The following is a 14245-nucleotide window of genomic DNA, read 5'->3' as shown; positions in this document are numbered from 1 at the left end:
TTATTACTAGTGTTATAAACGAAGCGGCGAACAGGACATTTTTAGTACAGGACGTTTGGGGACGGGAGAGACACATGCGAATTAAACCTGACGATAACTGGCGCTGGTATTTTTGCGACGAGCATGACCGTATGATGCTCGATTTAGCCAATGGCATGTTGTTTCGTTCTCGTTTTGCCCGCCGAATGTTAACCCCGGACGCGTTTTCTCCATCGGGCTTTTGCGTTGACGATGCGGCGCTTTATTTCTCCTTTGAAGAAAAATGCCGCGACCTGATGCTCTCTAAAGAGCAGCGTGCCGAACTGGTATTAAATGCGCTGGTGGCCATCCGTTTCCTGAAACCGCAAATGCCGAAAAGCTGGCATTTCCTGCCTCACGGCATGGACTGGACGCCAGCAACGGGCGATGCGGCCAGCGTTAACCTGAGCGATACCGCCGAAGAGGTGAGTTTGTTAGTGGTTGAGCCGGGCGAAAATGCCGCACTCTGTCTGCTGGCGCAGCCCGGCGTGACGATTGCCGGGCGCGTAATGCAGTTAGGTGATGCGATCAAAGTCATGAATGACAGGCTGAAGCCACAGCTGCGCGTCGATGCCTTCAGCCTCGAACAAGCGGTTTAAGCTTCCAGTTGTACCGACGTTTTCGGTACGCAGCTACAGCACAGGATTGTGCCGTCATTTCCAATTGCAGATTTTTTCAGCGCACTCACTTCTCCCTCCAGCAGCTTGATGCGGCAGCATCCGCAAATTCCCGCGCGGCAGGAATACGGTACGCGAATACCGGCTTGCTCCAGCTGCTCCAGTAAAACCTGCTGATTGTTGCCACGAATAACCTTGCCCTGCCAGTGAATATCCACTGCAGTGGCGACATTCGTCTCAACCTCGACCATTTCTTCTTCCTGGCCTGAGCCGTACACTCGCGCCGGCCCGCGGGCGAGAATTTCAACTTCATCACCTACGCGAATCGCGCCGCTGGATCGCGGGATCAGGTTCTGGCCGAAATCGACATCGCCGATGTCCTTCGCGGTACGGAACGATTGCAGCGTTTTCAGCGGCTCGCCGGAAGGATGCTTTTGGCCTTTCTCAGGGCTTACCGTGGTGAAAATGCAGCGACTGCAGGGTTTGACGACATCAAAGATGACGCTGCCGATGCGGATGACTTTCCAGGTATCTTCATCCCAGGCGTCCGCTCCGGTCACGACCAGATTTGGGCGGAACTGTTCCATCTGTACGCTGGCTTTACAGCGATTCTGTAAATCACGCAGAGACGCTTCGTTGGTGAGCAGGAACGGGAAGCCATCCGCGAAGGAGAGGGGAACGGCATCGTGGCGCTTTACGCGACGCGTCAGTTCCGGCCCAACCCACCGCAGCTGCACGTCGCGGGAGAAGAAGCCGCTCAGCCAGCGGTTAATTTCATCCGGGGCGATGCGCGCGGTGAAATGGTTGCCCCATACTTCCGTTGGCGCGTCGACAGCCGCAAAATCCGCAAAGCGAATCACCGCGCTGGAACCGTCCGGCGCGGTCAGATGCAAACCGTCATGAAGTGGGGAAGGGGTAAAACGAACCATCTGAGGGAACTGGCGTGCGGTGATAAACGTACCGTCAGGCTCGGTGACCATAAAAATACGATCGAAGGCGAACCCGCTCATGTCTGCCAGCGCGTGAGTGACGCCGATGCCGCGCATGGATTTCACCGGATGAATAAAAAGCCTGGATAACGTCGCCACTGCACACTCCCTCGAATGAAAATAAGCCTTCAACTTTATGACATACACGCCATATTAGCTATAATGCGCGACAATTTTCTAAGAGTAAAAGTGACGATATGAATTCTCTGTTTGCCAGTACGGCCCGTGGGCTGGAAGAGCTGTTAAAAACTGAACTGGAAGCCCTGGGCGCGCAAGAGTGCCAGGTGGTTCAGGGTGGTGTCCATTTTGAGGGCGACACGCGGCTTATTTACCAGAGCCTGATGTGGAGCCGCCTGGCGTCGCGCATCATGCTGCCGATGAAGGAATGCAAGGTCTATAGCGACCTGGATCTCTACACCGGCGTACAGATGATCGACTGGACAGAGATCTTCACGCCTAACGCCACCTTCGCGGTGCATTTCAACGGCGTGAACGACGAGATCCGCAACAGCCAGTACGGCGCCCTGCGCGTAAAAGACGCCATTGTGGACTGCTTCACGCGTAAAAATAAGGAACGTCCGAACGTCGATCGCGAAAACCCGGACCTGCGTATCAACGTCTGGCTGAACGGCGACACGGCGAGCATCTCCCTCGATCTGAGCGGCGCGGGTCTGCACCTGCGCGGCTACCGCAATCGCACCGGTATGGCACCAATCAAAGAAACCCTGGCCGCCGCCATCGTGATGCGCTCCGGCTGGCAGCCGGGCACGCCGCTGCTTGACCCAATGTGTGGCTCCGGTACGCTGCTGATTGAGGCCGCAATGCTGGCAACCGACCGTGCGCCAGGGCTGCACCGCGGCCACTGGGGCTTCAAAGGCTGGGCGCAGCACGACGAAGCGCTCTGGAAAGAGGTTAAAGACGACGCGCAGACCCGCGCGCGTAAGGGGCTGGCGGAGTATACCTCTCACTTCTACGGTTCGGATAGCGACCCGCGCGTAATAGAACGCGCGCGCAGCAACGCCCGTCGCGCCGGTATCGGCGAGCTGGTCACCTTCGAGGTGAAAGACGTGGCGAACCTGACCAACCCGCTGCCGAAAGGCCCGTACGGGACCGTAATCAGCAACCCGCCATACGGCGAGCGTCTCGACAGCGAACCGGCGCTGATTGCCCTGCACAGCCTGCTGGGCCGCAATATGAAGGACTACTTCGGCGGCTGGAATCTGTCTCTGTTCAGCGCCTCGCCGGAGCTGCTGAGCTGCCTGCAGCTGCGTGCCGACCGCCAGTTTAAGGCGAAAAACGGCCCGCTGGACTGCGTGCAGAAAAACTACCATCTGGCAGAGAAAGCGGCGGACAGCAAGCCAACCGGCGTGGCAGAGGATTACGCCAACCGCCTGCGCAAAAACCTGAAGAAATTTGAAAAATGGGCGAAGCAGGAAGGGATCGAGTGCTATCGCCTGTACGACGCCGACCTGCCGGAGTACAACGTGGCGGTTGACCGCTATGCGGACTGGGTGGTGATTCAGGAATATGCTCCGCCGAAAACCATCGATGCGCAAAAAGCGCGCCAGCGCATGCTGGACGTCATTGCGGCCACCATTGCCGTGCTGGGGATTGCGCCCAACAAGCTGGTGCTGAAAACCCGCGAGCGTCAGAAGGGTAAAAACCAGTACCAGAAGATGGGCGAAAAGGGCGACTTTATCGAAGTGGGCGAATATAACGCTCGCCTGTGGGTGAACCTGACCGACTATCTTGATACCGGCCTGTTCCTCGACCACCGCATTGCCCGCCGCATGCTCGGCCAGATGAGCAAGGGCAAAGATTTCCTCAACCTGTTCTCCTACACCGGCAGCGCCAGCGTGCATGCCGGTCTCGGCGGCGCGCGCAGCACTACCACGGTGGATATGTCCCGCACTTATCTCGAGTGGGCCGAGCGTAACCTGCGTCTGAACGGCTTAACCGGACGTCAGCATCGCCTGATGCAGGCCGACGTGCTGGGCTGGCTGCGCGATACCGACGAGCAGTTCGACCTGATCTTTATCGATCCGCCGACCTTCTCTAACTCCAAGCGCATGGAGGATAGCTTTGACGTTCAACGCGATCACCTGCGCCTGATGACCGACCTGAAGCGCCTGCTGCGTAAAGGCGGCACCATTATGTTCTCGAACAACAAACGCGGCTTCCGTATGGATCATGACGGCCTGGCAGCCCTGGGACTGAAAGCACAAGAAATCAGTCAAAAAACGCTGTCCCAGGACTTCGCCCGTAACCGTCAAATTCATAACTGCTGGTTGATTACCGCGGTCTGAAAGGAAAAATAAATGTCATTAATTAGTATGCACGGCGCGTGGCTCTCTTTCAGCGACTCACCGCTTCTCGATAATGCAGAGCTGCATATCGAAGATAACGAGCGCGTCTGTCTGGTGGGCCGTAACGGCGCGGGTAAATCCACGCTGATGAAAATCCTCAACCGCGAGCAGGGGCTGGATGACGGCCGCATCGTATACGAGCAGGATCTGATCGTCTCCCGCCTCCAGCAGGATCCGCCGCGTCATGTGACCGGCAGCGTGTACGATTTCGTGGCGGAAGGCATCTCCGAGCAGGCGGAGTACCTGAAGCGCTATCACGAGATTTCGCATCTGGTGATGACCGACCCGAGCGACAAGAATCTCAACGAACTGGCGAAAGTGCAGGAGATGCTCGATCACCACGGTTTGTGGCAGCTGGAAAACCGCATTAACGAGGTGCTGGCGCAGCTCGGGCTGGAACCCGACATGGAGCTGTCGGCGCTCTCCGGCGGCTGGCTGCGTAAAGCGGCGCTGGGGCGCGCGCTGGTCAGCGGCCCTAAGGTACTGCTGCTGGACGAACCAACCAACCACCTGGACATCGAAGCGATTGACTGGCTGGAAGGTTTCCTGAAAACCTTCAGCGGCACCATCATCTTCATCTCGCACGACCGTTCGTTTATTCGCAATATGGCGACGCGCATTGTCGACCTCGACCGCGGCAAGCTGGTCACCTATCCCGGCGATTACGACACCTATCTGCTGGAGAAAGAAGAAAACCTGCGCGTGGAAGAGCTGCAGAACGCCGAGTTCGACCGCAAGCTGGCGCAGGAGGAAGTCTGGATCCGCCAGGGCATCAAAGCCCGCCGTACCCGTAACGAAGGCCGCGTGCGTGCCCTGAAGGCGATGCGTCGCGAGCGCAGCGAGCGCCGCGAAGTCATGGGCAGCGCCAAAATGCAGGTGGAAGAGGCGTCCCGCTCCGGCAAGATTGTCTTCGAAATGGAAAACGTTAACTACCAGGTTGACGGCAAGGTGCTGGTGAAAGATTTCTCTGCGCAGGTTCAGCGCGGGGACAAAATTGCGCTCATCGGCCCGAACGGCTGCGGCAAAACCACGCTGCTGAAGCTGATGCTGGGCCAGCTGCAGGCCGACAGCGGCCGCATTCACTGTGGCACCAAGCTGGAAGTGGCCTACTTCGACCAGCACCGCGCGGAGCTGGATCCGGACCGCACGGTGATGGACAACCTCGCCGAAGGTAAACAGGAAGTGATGGTAAACGGCAAGCCGCGTCACGTTCTGGGCTACCTGCAGGACTTCCTGTTCCACCCGAAACGCGCCATGACACCGGTGCGCGCGCTGTCCGGCGGGGAGCGTAACCGTCTTCTGCTGGCCCGTCTGTTCCTGAAGCCAAGTAATCTGTTGATCCTCGATGAACCGACGAACGATTTGGATGTCGAAACGCTGGAATTACTCGAAGAGCTGATCGATGGGTATCAGGGAACCGTGATGCTGGTTAGCCACGATCGTCAGTTCGTGGATAACACCGTGACCGAGTGCTGGATCTTCGAAGGTGAAGGGCGAATTGGCCAGTACGTGGGCGGTTATCACGACGCAAAAGGGCAGCAGTCGCAGTCTCTGGCGCAGAAACAGTCGAAGTCCAGAACAAGTTCTGAACCTGCTGTAACAAAAGCAGAAACTGTCAAGAAAACCTCGGCTAAACTAAGCTATAACCTGCAGCGCGAACTGGAGGGGCTACCTCAGCGTCTTGAAGAGCTGGAGGCCGCGCTTGAGGAGCTGCAAGCGCAGGTTGCTGATGCGTCCTTCTTTACCCAATCGCATGACTATACTCAGAAAGTACTGGCTGAAATGTCCGCGGCTGAAAAAGCCCTGGAAGAAGCATTTGAGCGCTGGGAGTACCTTGAGTCTCTGAAAAACGGCGCATAACAGGGATTAAATATGTGTGACCAGCACCATGCCGACAGGCATATATTATGCTCGCAATGCGATATGCTCGTGGCGTTGCCAGAGCTTGGTCACGGACATAAAGCCCAGTGTCCACGCTGTGGCGCGACGTTGACAACCGAGTGGGACGCGCCGCGGCAGCGTCCCACCGCTTACGCGCTGGCAGCACTGTTCATGCTGCTGCTCTCCAATCTCTTCCCCTTTGTCTATATGAAGGTGGGCGGGATGACAAGCCAGGTGGATCTGCTTGAAATCCCGGGCGTGATGTTCTCGGAAGATTACGCCAGCCTCGGCACCTTTTTTCTGCTATTCGTCCAGATAGTCCCGGCGTTTTGCCTGGTCATCATCCTGCTGCTGGTTAACCGCGTCAGGATGCCGTCACCGCTGAAAATCCGGCTCGCGCGCATCCTTTTTCAGCTCAAAAGCTGGGGGATGGCCGAGATCTTTCTCGCAGGGATACTGGTCAGTTTCGTGAAGCTGATGGCGTACGGCGACGTGGGGATAGGCAGCAGCTTTATTCCCTGGTGTCTGTACTGTGTCCTGCAGCTGCGTGCTTTCCAGTGCGTGGACAGGCGCTGGGCCTGGGACGATATCGCCCCGGCACCGACGCTCGCGCAGACGGTGAAGGTCGGCGTGCCGGGTATCCGCCAGGGGCTGCGTTCTTGTCCGTGCTGTACCGCCGTGCTGCCCGCCGATCTTGAGGTTTGTCCGCGCTGCGAAACGAAGGGCCATGTTCGCCGTAAAAATAGCCTGCAGTGGACGATGGCACTGCTGGTCACGTCCGTCATGCTGTATCTGCCCGCTAATATTCTGCCGATTATGATCACCGATTTGCTCGGCGATAAAATGCCCTCGACGATCCTCGCCGGGGTCATACTGCTGTGGAGCGAAGGATCCTATCCTGTCGCCGGCGTGATTTTCATCGCCAGTATCATGGTGCCCACTTTAAAAATGATCGCCATTGCCTGGCTCTGTTGGGATGCAAAAGGCCACGGAAAACGCGACAGCGAACGCATGCATCTGATTTACGAAGTGGTCGAATTTGTCGGTCGTTGGTCAATGATCGACGTGTTTGTGATTGCCGTTCTCTCTGCGCTGGTGCGGATGGGCGGTTTGATGAGTATTTATCCCGCGATGGGGGCTTTAATGTTTGCACTGGTGGTGATTATGACCATGTTTGCGGCCATGACCTTCGACCCTCGTTTATCGTGGGATCGTGAGCCTGAATCAAGCCATGAGGAAGAGTAAGAGCATGGAAAATAAGAGTGGAGAGGCGAAAGTGCAGAAGGTCAAAAACTGGTCGCCGGTGTGGATTTTCCCCATCGTGACCGCGCTGATCGGTGCATGGATCCTGTTTTATCACTACAGCCATCAGGGACCGGAAGTGACGCTGATTACCACCAATGCCGAAGGAATTGAGGGCGGTAAAACGACCATCAAAAGCCGCAGCGTGGATGTGGGCGTGGTGGAAAGCGCAACCCTGACCGACGATTTAACCCATGTGGAGATTAAGGCGCGTCTTAATGCCGGCATGGAAAAACTCCTGCACGGCGATTCTGTTTTCTGGGTGGTTAAACCGCAGGTGGGACGTGAAGGGATCAGCGGCTTAGGAACGCTGCTCTCAGGTGCCTACATCGAACTGCAGCCGGGTGCAAAAGGCAGCCAGCCGGCGCAGTACCAGCTTCTGGATTCACCGCCGTTAGCACCGCCTGATGCAAAAGGTATCCGCGTGATCCTCGACAGTAAAAAAGCGGGCCAGCTCACGGCGGGCGACCCGGTACTTTTCCGCGGCTATCGCGTGGGTTCGGTGGAGAAGAGCACCTTCGATCCTCAGAAAAGATCCATCAGCTATCAGTTGTTCATCAATGCGCCTAACGATCGTCTGGTTACCAGCAACGTCCGTTTCTGGAAAGACAGCGGCATCGCGGTGGATCTGACCTCGGCGGGCATGCGAGTAGAAATGGGCTCGCTGACAACACTGTTTGGCGGCGGCGTGAGTTTTGACGTACCCGAAGGTCTGGACCTGGGGCAGCCGGTTGCGGAGAACACCGCTTTCCGCCTGTTCGACGATCAAAAAAGCATTCAGGATGCACTCTATACCGATCACATCGACTACCTGATGTTCTTTAAGGATTCTGTTCGCGGCCTGCAGCCTGGGGCGCCCGTTGAGTTCCGCGGTATTCGTCTGGGGACGGTGGGACAAGTGCCTTACTTTGTTCCAGGCCTTAAGCAGATGCTTGATGATGATTACCGTATTCCGGTGCTGATCCGCATTGAGCCTGAGCGCCTGATCAACCAGATTGGTGAGAATCAGGATATCGGCGAGCACATCACCGACCTGATGAATCGCGGTCTGCGCGGCTCGCTGAAAACCGGTAACCTGGTGACCGGCGCACTGTATGTCGATATGGACTTCTATCCAAAAGCGCCGCCGATTACCGGTATGCGTGAATTTGGTGGTTACAAGATCATCCCAACGGTAAGCAGCGGTCTGGCCCAGATCCAGCAGCGTCTCATGGAAACGCTGGATAAAATTAACAATCTGCCTCTGAACCCAATGATTGAGGCGGCGACAGGTTCGTTACATCAAAGCCAGGCGACAATGCAGCGCCTGCAGACCACGCTGGATAACATCAACAAGATTACTGCAAACCAGAGTATGCAACAGCTGCCGCAGGATATGCAGAAAACGCTGCGCGAGCTGAACCGCAGTATGCAGGGCTTCCAGCCTGGCTCGGCGGCTTACAACAAGATGGTGGCAGATATGCAGCGTCTCGATCAGGTCTTGCGTGAACTGCAGCCGGTTCTGAAAACGCTCAACGAGAAGAGCAACGCGCTGGTGTTCGAAGCGAAAGATAAAAAGGATCCTGAGCCGAAGAGGGCGAAACAATGAAAAAATGGCTAGCGATTGCAGGAGCGATGGTACTCACGGCCTGTAGCTCCGGGAGCGAAACGAAAAGCTACTACCAGCTGCCTCTGGTGACGCAGGCGGTTACGCAAAGTTCCGCCTCACAGGGTAACCGTCTGCTGTGGGTTGAGCAGGTCGCCGTTCCGGATTACCTGGCCGGCAACGGGGTGGTCTATCAGACCAGCGATGTACAGTACGTTATCGCCAACAACAACCTGTGGGCCAGCCCGCTGGACCAGCAGTTACGCAATACGTTGGTGGCGAATCTGGGCAGCCAGCTTCCGGGCTGGGTTGTTGCCTCCCAGCCTTTGGGAAGCGATCAGGACACGCTGAACGTCACGGTAACGGGCTTCCACGGCCGTTATGACGGTGCCGTTGTCATCAGCGGCGAGTGGCTGTTGAATCATCAGGGACAGCTGATTAAGCGTCCTTTCCATCTGGAGCTGAAGCAGCAGAAGGATGGCTATGATGAAATGGTGAAAGTGCTGGCTCAGGGTTGGGCGCAGGAGTCAGCCAGTATCGCCAGGGAAATTTCCCGACTGCCATAAGTAAAATTCATCGTCAAAAACCGCAATCGGCCTGGTGCTGATTGCGGTTTTTTTTTCGTTTTTGCGTCAGGTTGTTACTTGTGCCGGGTCACATTTTTTGTACAAATGATCTTCTGGCTAGCTCACAAATATGACACCCGTATGAATTTTGAACATTGACGCTGGGACTAATTCGGGGTATTCGTTATCTGTGCCTGCGCATCTGGCGCGGACACTGTTTTCTTTCCACCAGACAAAAGAATGAGGGAAACGAGGCATGAAGAGACAGAAACGAGATCGCCTGGAACGGGCTCATCAACGTGGTTATCAGGCCGGCATCGCTGGACGTTCGAAAGAAATGTGTCCTTATCAGACGATAAATCAAAGGTCACAATGGCTTGGAGGCTGGCGAGAAGCCATCGGCGACAGGGCACTTATAGCCTGATAACGTCTCTTTAAAAAAAGAAACCTCCGCACTGCGGAGGTTTCGCCTTTCCGGAGTCGCTTAAAGCGATATCAGAACGCGGAAGTGTCCTGGAACAGACCCACTTTCAGATCGTTCGCGGTATAGATCAGACGACCGTCTACCAGCACTTCGCCATCCGCCAGGCCCATAATCAGGCGACGGTTAACGATGCGCTTGAAGTGAATACGATAGGTGACTTTCTTCGCCGTAGGCAGAACCTGGCCAGTGAATTTCACTTCGCCCACGCCCAGCGCGCGGCCTTTACCTTCACCACCCAGCCAGCCCAGATAGAAGCCAACCAGCTGCCACATGGCATCCAGGCCCAGGCAGCCAGGCATTACCGGATCGCCAATAAAGTGGCAACCGAAGAACCACAGGTCCGGGTTGATATCGAGTTCTGCTTCTACGTAACCCTTATCGAAGTTGCCGCCGGTTTCGGTCATTTTCACGACACGGTCCATCATCAGCATGTTCGGGGCCGGTAACTGTGGGCCTTTCGCGCCAAACAGTTCTCCGCGACCAGAGGCAAGAAGATCTTCTTTTGTATAGGATTCGCGTTTATCTACCATGTTCTCAGTAAGCCTTATTTTAGTGAAGGACGCAGGATAGCTAACACGTGTACGCTGAACAAGTCCGATCAGTTCGAACTGAACCAGCCCAGCCAGCGTAACGGCCATGGATAACGATGGCGAGCATCCTGCTGCGTCGCCTGAGCAATGCGCTCCTGGATAGTCTGCATCAAAGTTGTCTGACCTTCGCCATCCCAAACCAGGTTTGTCAGTAAGGGTAGTGCATCCTCAATCCCTTCGATGGCCCAGATGGCGAATTGATCCTGTTCAACCGCGTCCAGAATATCCTGGCACAGGCTGAGATGGCGTACGTTAGGCGCCGGAATAATCACGCCCTGTTTGCCGTTTAAACCGCGCTGCTGACAGACAGAGAAGAAGCCTTCAATTTTTTCGTTCAGACCGCCAACGGGCTGAGCACGACCAAATTGATCGACCGAACCGGTAATAGCAATGTTCTGGTTGATCGGCACGTCCGCCAGGGCGCTGATTAAGGCGCACAGCTCCGCCATTGAGGCACTATCGCCATCCACTTCGCTGTAGGACTGCTCAAACGTCAGCGAGGCGGAGAAGGGGATTTGCTGCTCAAGCTGCAGCTCAGACATCAAAAATGCCTGCATGATCATCATGCCTTTGGCGTGAATGTTGCCGCCCAGTTCGGCCTTGCGTTCAATATCGGTAAACTCGCCGTCGCCAATATGCACAACGCAGCTGATTCGCGAGGGTTCACCGAACGCGCGCGGATGGCCAGGAAACTCGATCACCGAGAGGGCGTTGATCTGCCCAACGCGTTCGCCTTCTGTCTCGACCAGAATTTGTTCCAGCAGAATTTCATCCTGCATGCGGTCAGCAAGATAGCCTTCGCGCCACTCTCGCTGCGCCAGCATCTGCGTGAGCTGTTCGCCAGTAAACGCACCGTTACCGCTGATCGTACCGACTTCACGCAGCTGCTTGCCGATCCAGAGCGGGCAGAGCGGCAAGGTTTCCTGGTCACCGGTATAGCGAACGGCTTCGCGGATTAAACCCGGCCACGCATCGGCGGCAGGCGCTGGCAATGCAAAACGTTCCGCCACGGCCATCACCCACTGACACCACTGCGCCATGTCGTCCGCATCGGCAATCTGAATGTTGTCTTCGTATTCGCTGTAAACTGCCTGTTCGGCCAGTTCCGGCTCCATCTCCTGGAAGTCCGCCAGCGATTCGCGGTCACCCATCAGCACGACGGTCAGCGACAGCGGCATTGACGGCACGGAGACAGGAAGAGGACGAGACTCGTCGTAACCGACCCAGTCAAAGCGCTGTTGGGTCACAATGGTTTTCAGACGCATCCACAGCAGCGGCTGCGAGAGCAAAGTGCGCAGAGAGATGATGAGCACGCCGCCGTTTGCACGATGCACCAGCCCCGGCTGCAGGGAAAGCTCGCCGTTAAACTGGCGCAGACAGCCAAATAGCTGTTCAGCCTCGACCCAATTAGCGGTAATTACCTCGCCGTTAGCAGCAAAACGACCGTCGGCCTGGTCCGCCGGTCCGAAGGTAATATTATGCCCCGCGATACGATACTGGCCGCCAAATACCGCGGTGGTGTCCGGCCGCAGCTGGCGCGTGGCATCACTAAGCAGCGTCAGATATTCCGCTTCTTCCGGGGCTTTCAGCAGCATGAAGGGCGATGTCGCCCACGGGCTTAACGTCTGCTCCAGCGCATAATGTAAGCGTGGTTGCGTATCGCTAAGGATGAATTCGTGTTCTTTTGCGAGATCGGGCTGTGCAAACAGTTCCTGATAGCTCTCGGCATCCGGAACAAGGTCACGCCATGCTAGTTTCGTAATGGTCAAAGTTGATGTTTTTTAGTCAGATGTAAAAGCGTGGAGTATACCGTAAGCGGGGGGCTCTACCCAAGCAGGATTGGTGTTTCAGCAGGCGGATTGGCTGCAGTCACTCACAGGATATGATTTCTTTTCAGCAGATTGCTAAAAAACTGATATTCTGAACAGAGTTACGTGGTAACACTGAGATCGCAATGAAATATCAACAACTGGAAAATCTCGAAAGCGGCTGGAAATGGAAGTACCTGGTCAAAAAGCACCGTGAAGGGGAGCTGATCACCTGCTACATCGAAGCCAGCGCTGCGCAAGAAGCCGTGGATATTTTGCTGACCCTCGAAAATGAACCGGTACAGGTCAATGGCTGGATTGAGAAGCACATTAATCCTGCGTTGTTAAACCGGATGAAGCAAACTATCCGCGCGCGACGTAAACGGCATTTTAATGCTGAGCATCAGCATACCCGGAAAAAATCCATCGACCTGGAGTTCGTGGTCTGGCAGCGTCTGGCCGGGCTGGCACAACGGCGTGGTAAGACCCTGTCGGAAACCATCGTGCAGCTGATTGAGGATGCCGAACATAAAGAGAAGTACGCCAACCAGATGTCGTCGCTGAAAAACGACCTTCAGGCGTTGTTGGGCAAAAAATAGATTTTAGTTTTCTTCAGACAATAAAAAACCCCGCATGGCGGGGTTTTTTTATAAGACGATAACTTATGCCGCTGGCTGAGTTACAACGTCTTTAACGCCTTTAACTTCGATCTCTACGCGACGATCTGGTGCCAGGCAGTCGATCAGTGCAGCGCGAGCTTTAACGTTGTCACAGGTGTTGCCAGTAACTGGGTTAGATTCGCCCATACCACGTGGGGAGATCTTGTTAGCTGGGATACCTTTAGAGATCAGGTAATCAACAACAGACTGAGCACGTTTCTCAGACAGTTTCTGGTTGTAAGCGTCAGAACCGATGCGGTCGGTGAAGCCCAGAACCACTACAGAACCGTCTTTAGGATCCAGGTTGCTCAGCTGGGTGTACAGCTGATCCAGTGCCTGCTGACCTTCTGGTTTCAGGGTCGCTTTGTTGAAGTTGAACAGAACGTCAGACTTCAGAGTGAAGTGCTTGGTCTGTACTTCTGGAGCTGGAGCCGGCGCTGGAGCAACAACTGGTGCTGCATCTTCCTGCTGGCCGAAACGGTAGGAAACACCTACGCTCAGCATGCCGTTGTCTGGACGAACGCCAACGGTAGCACCGTCACCGATGTTGTTAACCCACTGGTATTCCAGACGGGTAGCGATGTCACGGGTCATAGCCCACTCAACGCCACCAGCGAATACTGGGGAAACGCCAGTGTCATGGTCGTCGCCAGCGATGTTGTTGCTGGAGTCTGCACGCCATACCATGCCGCCCAGACGGGTGTACACGTCCAGATCGTCAGTTACTGGGTAACCCAGTTTAGCGGTCAGCTGAACGCCCTGAGCTTTGAAAGCGCCATTGATGGTGTCGCCTTTGTATGGCATACGACCTAACCAGTCGTAACCCATTTCAAAGCCAACATACGGGTTAACCTGATAGCCACCGAACGCACCTGCACCAAGCTGGCTCTCGTGAGTAGGACCATCGTTGTTCAGGCTGCTGTTGTACCAGCCAGTGTCATGGAACTGAGACCAGCCCAGTTTACCACCTGCATACCAGGTATTATCTTTCGGAGCGGCCTGCGCTACGGTAGCGAAGCCAGCCAGTGCCACTGCAATCGCGATAGCTGTCTTTTTCATTTTTTGCGCCTCGTTATCATCCAAAATTCGCCATGAAGGTCTCAAGAGAGAATCACGGTTAAATCCTTCACCGGGGGGCGTGGTCAAATATAAATCTACCGATATCTTCGGCTTAGGCCGAGCACCCCTGGCGATGTAAAGTCTACAACGTAGCTGAAAACTTACAAGTGTGAAGTCTGTCAGGCATATGAAAAAAAAAGTTCCGTATACCTATTATTTAACATTTTTAGAACGAATTTTGTGCAATAAAATTAAGGAGAACCGCACCAGACAAGCCTTGCCGCAATTTTGAGGCCGGGAACTAAAACCGCATCCTGCGGT

General features: G+C 55.4%; 12 protein-coding genes. 8 read left to right on the top strand and 4 right to left on the bottom strand.

Annotated elements, in window-relative coordinates; genetic code table 11:
• Positions 1-74 precede the first annotated feature (74 nt).
• Positions 75-617, top strand: coding sequence for a cell division protein ZapC (gene zapC, locus HBA26_RS03965; RefSeq protein WP_028012593.1), 543 nt, complete (start codon positions 75-77; stop codon positions 615-617).
• Here zapC and HBA26_RS03960 read toward each other — a convergent pair.
• Positions 614-1723, bottom strand: a complete 1110-nt coding sequence (locus HBA26_RS03960; protein WP_063154545.1) for a YcbX family protein — start codon at positions 1721-1723, stop codon at positions 614-616. The genes zapC and HBA26_RS03960 overlap by 4 nt on opposite strands.
• Positions 1724-1821: 98 nt before the next feature.
• On the opposite strand from HBA26_RS03960, the gene rlmKL reads away from it, so the two are divergent.
• From rlmKL to rmf, 6 genes are all read left to right on the top strand, one after another.
• Positions 1822-3930, top strand: a complete 2109-nt coding sequence (gene rlmKL, locus HBA26_RS03955) for a bifunctional 23S rRNA (guanine(2069)-N(7))-methyltransferase RlmK/23S rRNA (guanine(2445)-N(2))-methyltransferase RlmL (RefSeq protein ID WP_126345204.1) — start codon at positions 1822-1824, stop codon at positions 3928-3930.
• A 12-nt stretch (positions 3931-3942) separates the two neighbouring features.
• Positions 3943-5850: an ABC transporter ATP-binding protein gene (locus tag HBA26_RS03950; protein WP_028012596.1), complete on the top strand. Its 1908-nt coding sequence runs from the start codon at positions 3943-3945 to the stop codon at positions 5848-5850.
• 12 nt (positions 5851-5862) lie between these two features.
• A complete protein-coding gene (gene pqiA, locus HBA26_RS03945; RefSeq protein WP_045261707.1) occupies positions 5863-7116 on the top strand; it encodes a membrane integrity-associated transporter subunit PqiA in 1254 nt (417 codons plus the stop codon).
• Between the two features lie 4 nt (positions 7117-7120).
• Positions 7121-8761, top strand: coding sequence for an intermembrane transport protein PqiB (gene pqiB / locus HBA26_RS03940; protein WP_028012598.1), 1641 nt, complete (start codon positions 7121-7123; stop codon positions 8759-8761).
• Positions 8758-9324, top strand: coding sequence for a membrane integrity-associated transporter subunit PqiC (gene pqiC, locus HBA26_RS03935; RefSeq protein ID WP_028012599.1), 567 nt, complete (start codon positions 8758-8760; stop codon positions 9322-9324). The genes pqiB and pqiC overlap by 4 nt, the downstream gene beginning before the upstream one ends.
• 256 nt (positions 9325-9580) lie before the next feature.
• Positions 9581-9748, top strand: coding sequence for a ribosome modulation factor (gene rmf / locus HBA26_RS03930; RefSeq protein ID WP_013097261.1), 168 nt, complete (start codon positions 9581-9583; stop codon positions 9746-9748).
• 71 nt (positions 9749-9819) lie between these two features.
• Here the strand turns inward: rmf and fabA are convergent, their stop codons facing one another.
• Together fabA and HBA26_RS03920 are read right to left on the bottom strand one after the other, a co-directional pair.
• A complete protein-coding gene (gene fabA, locus HBA26_RS03925; protein WP_000227926.1) occupies positions 9820-10338 on the bottom strand; it encodes a bifunctional 3-hydroxydecanoyl-ACP dehydratase/trans-2-decenoyl-ACP isomerase in 519 nt (172 codons plus the stop codon).
• A 68-nt stretch (positions 10339-10406) separates the two neighbouring features.
• Positions 10407-12167 (bottom strand): Lon protease family protein, encoded by a 1761-nt coding sequence (locus HBA26_RS03920; RefSeq protein ID WP_166720810.1) that lies wholly within the window; start codon positions 12165-12167, stop codon positions 10407-10409.
• Positions 12168-12352: 185 nt separating this feature from the next.
• On the opposite strand from HBA26_RS03920, the gene matP reads away from it, so the two are divergent.
• A complete protein-coding gene (gene matP / locus HBA26_RS03915) occupies positions 12353-12805 on the top strand; it encodes a macrodomain Ter protein MatP (protein ID WP_023332611.1) in 453 nt (150 codons plus the stop codon).
• A 63-nt stretch (positions 12806-12868) separates the two neighbouring features.
• Here matP and ompA read toward each other — a convergent pair whose 3' ends face one another.
• Positions 12869-13924 (bottom strand): porin OmpA, encoded by a 1056-nt coding sequence (gene ompA / locus HBA26_RS03910; RefSeq protein ID WP_108780329.1) that lies wholly within the window; start codon positions 13922-13924, stop codon positions 12869-12871.
• Positions 13925-14245: the final 321 nt, after the last annotated feature.

It is taken from the genome of Enterobacter sp. 725m/11, from assembly GCF_011683705.1.
GTDB lineage: Bacteria > Pseudomonadota > Gammaproteobacteria > Enterobacterales > Enterobacteriaceae > Enterobacter > Enterobacter bugandensis.
Note: the sequence above shows the minus strand (reverse complement) of the source record. Positions and strands in the feature narration are given on the sequence as shown.

Coding starts and splice junctions, on each gene's coding strand:
- zapC (WP_028012593.1), top strand. CDS start 75: ATGCGAATTAAACCTGACGATAACTGGCGCTGGTATTTTTGCGACGAG.
- rlmKL (WP_126345204.1), top strand. CDS start 1,822: ATGAATTCTCTGTTTGCCAGTACGGCCCGTGGGCTGGAAGAGCTGTTA.
- HBA26_RS03950 (WP_028012596.1), top strand. CDS start 3,943: ATGTCATTAATTAGTATGCACGGCGCGTGGCTCTCTTTCAGCGACTCA.
- pqiA (WP_045261707.1), top strand. CDS start 5,863: ATGTGTGACCAGCACCATGCCGACAGGCATATATTATGCTCGCAATGC.
- pqiB (WP_028012598.1), top strand. CDS start 7,121: ATGGAAAATAAGAGTGGAGAGGCGAAAGTGCAGAAGGTCAAAAACTGG.
- pqiC (WP_028012599.1), top strand. CDS start 8,758: ATGAAAAAATGGCTAGCGATTGCAGGAGCGATGGTACTCACGGCCTGT.
- rmf (WP_013097261.1), top strand. CDS start 9,581: ATGAAGAGACAGAAACGAGATCGCCTGGAACGGGCTCATCAACGTGGT.
- fabA (WP_000227926.1), bottom strand. CDS start 10,338: ATGGTAGATAAACGCGAATCCTATACAAAAGAAGATCTTCTTGCCTCT.
- matP (WP_023332611.1), top strand. CDS start 12,353: ATGAAATATCAACAACTGGAAAATCTCGAAAGCGGCTGGAAATGGAAG.
- ompA (WP_108780329.1), bottom strand. CDS start 13,924: ATGAAAAAGACAGCTATCGCGATTGCAGTGGCACTGGCTGGCTTCGCT.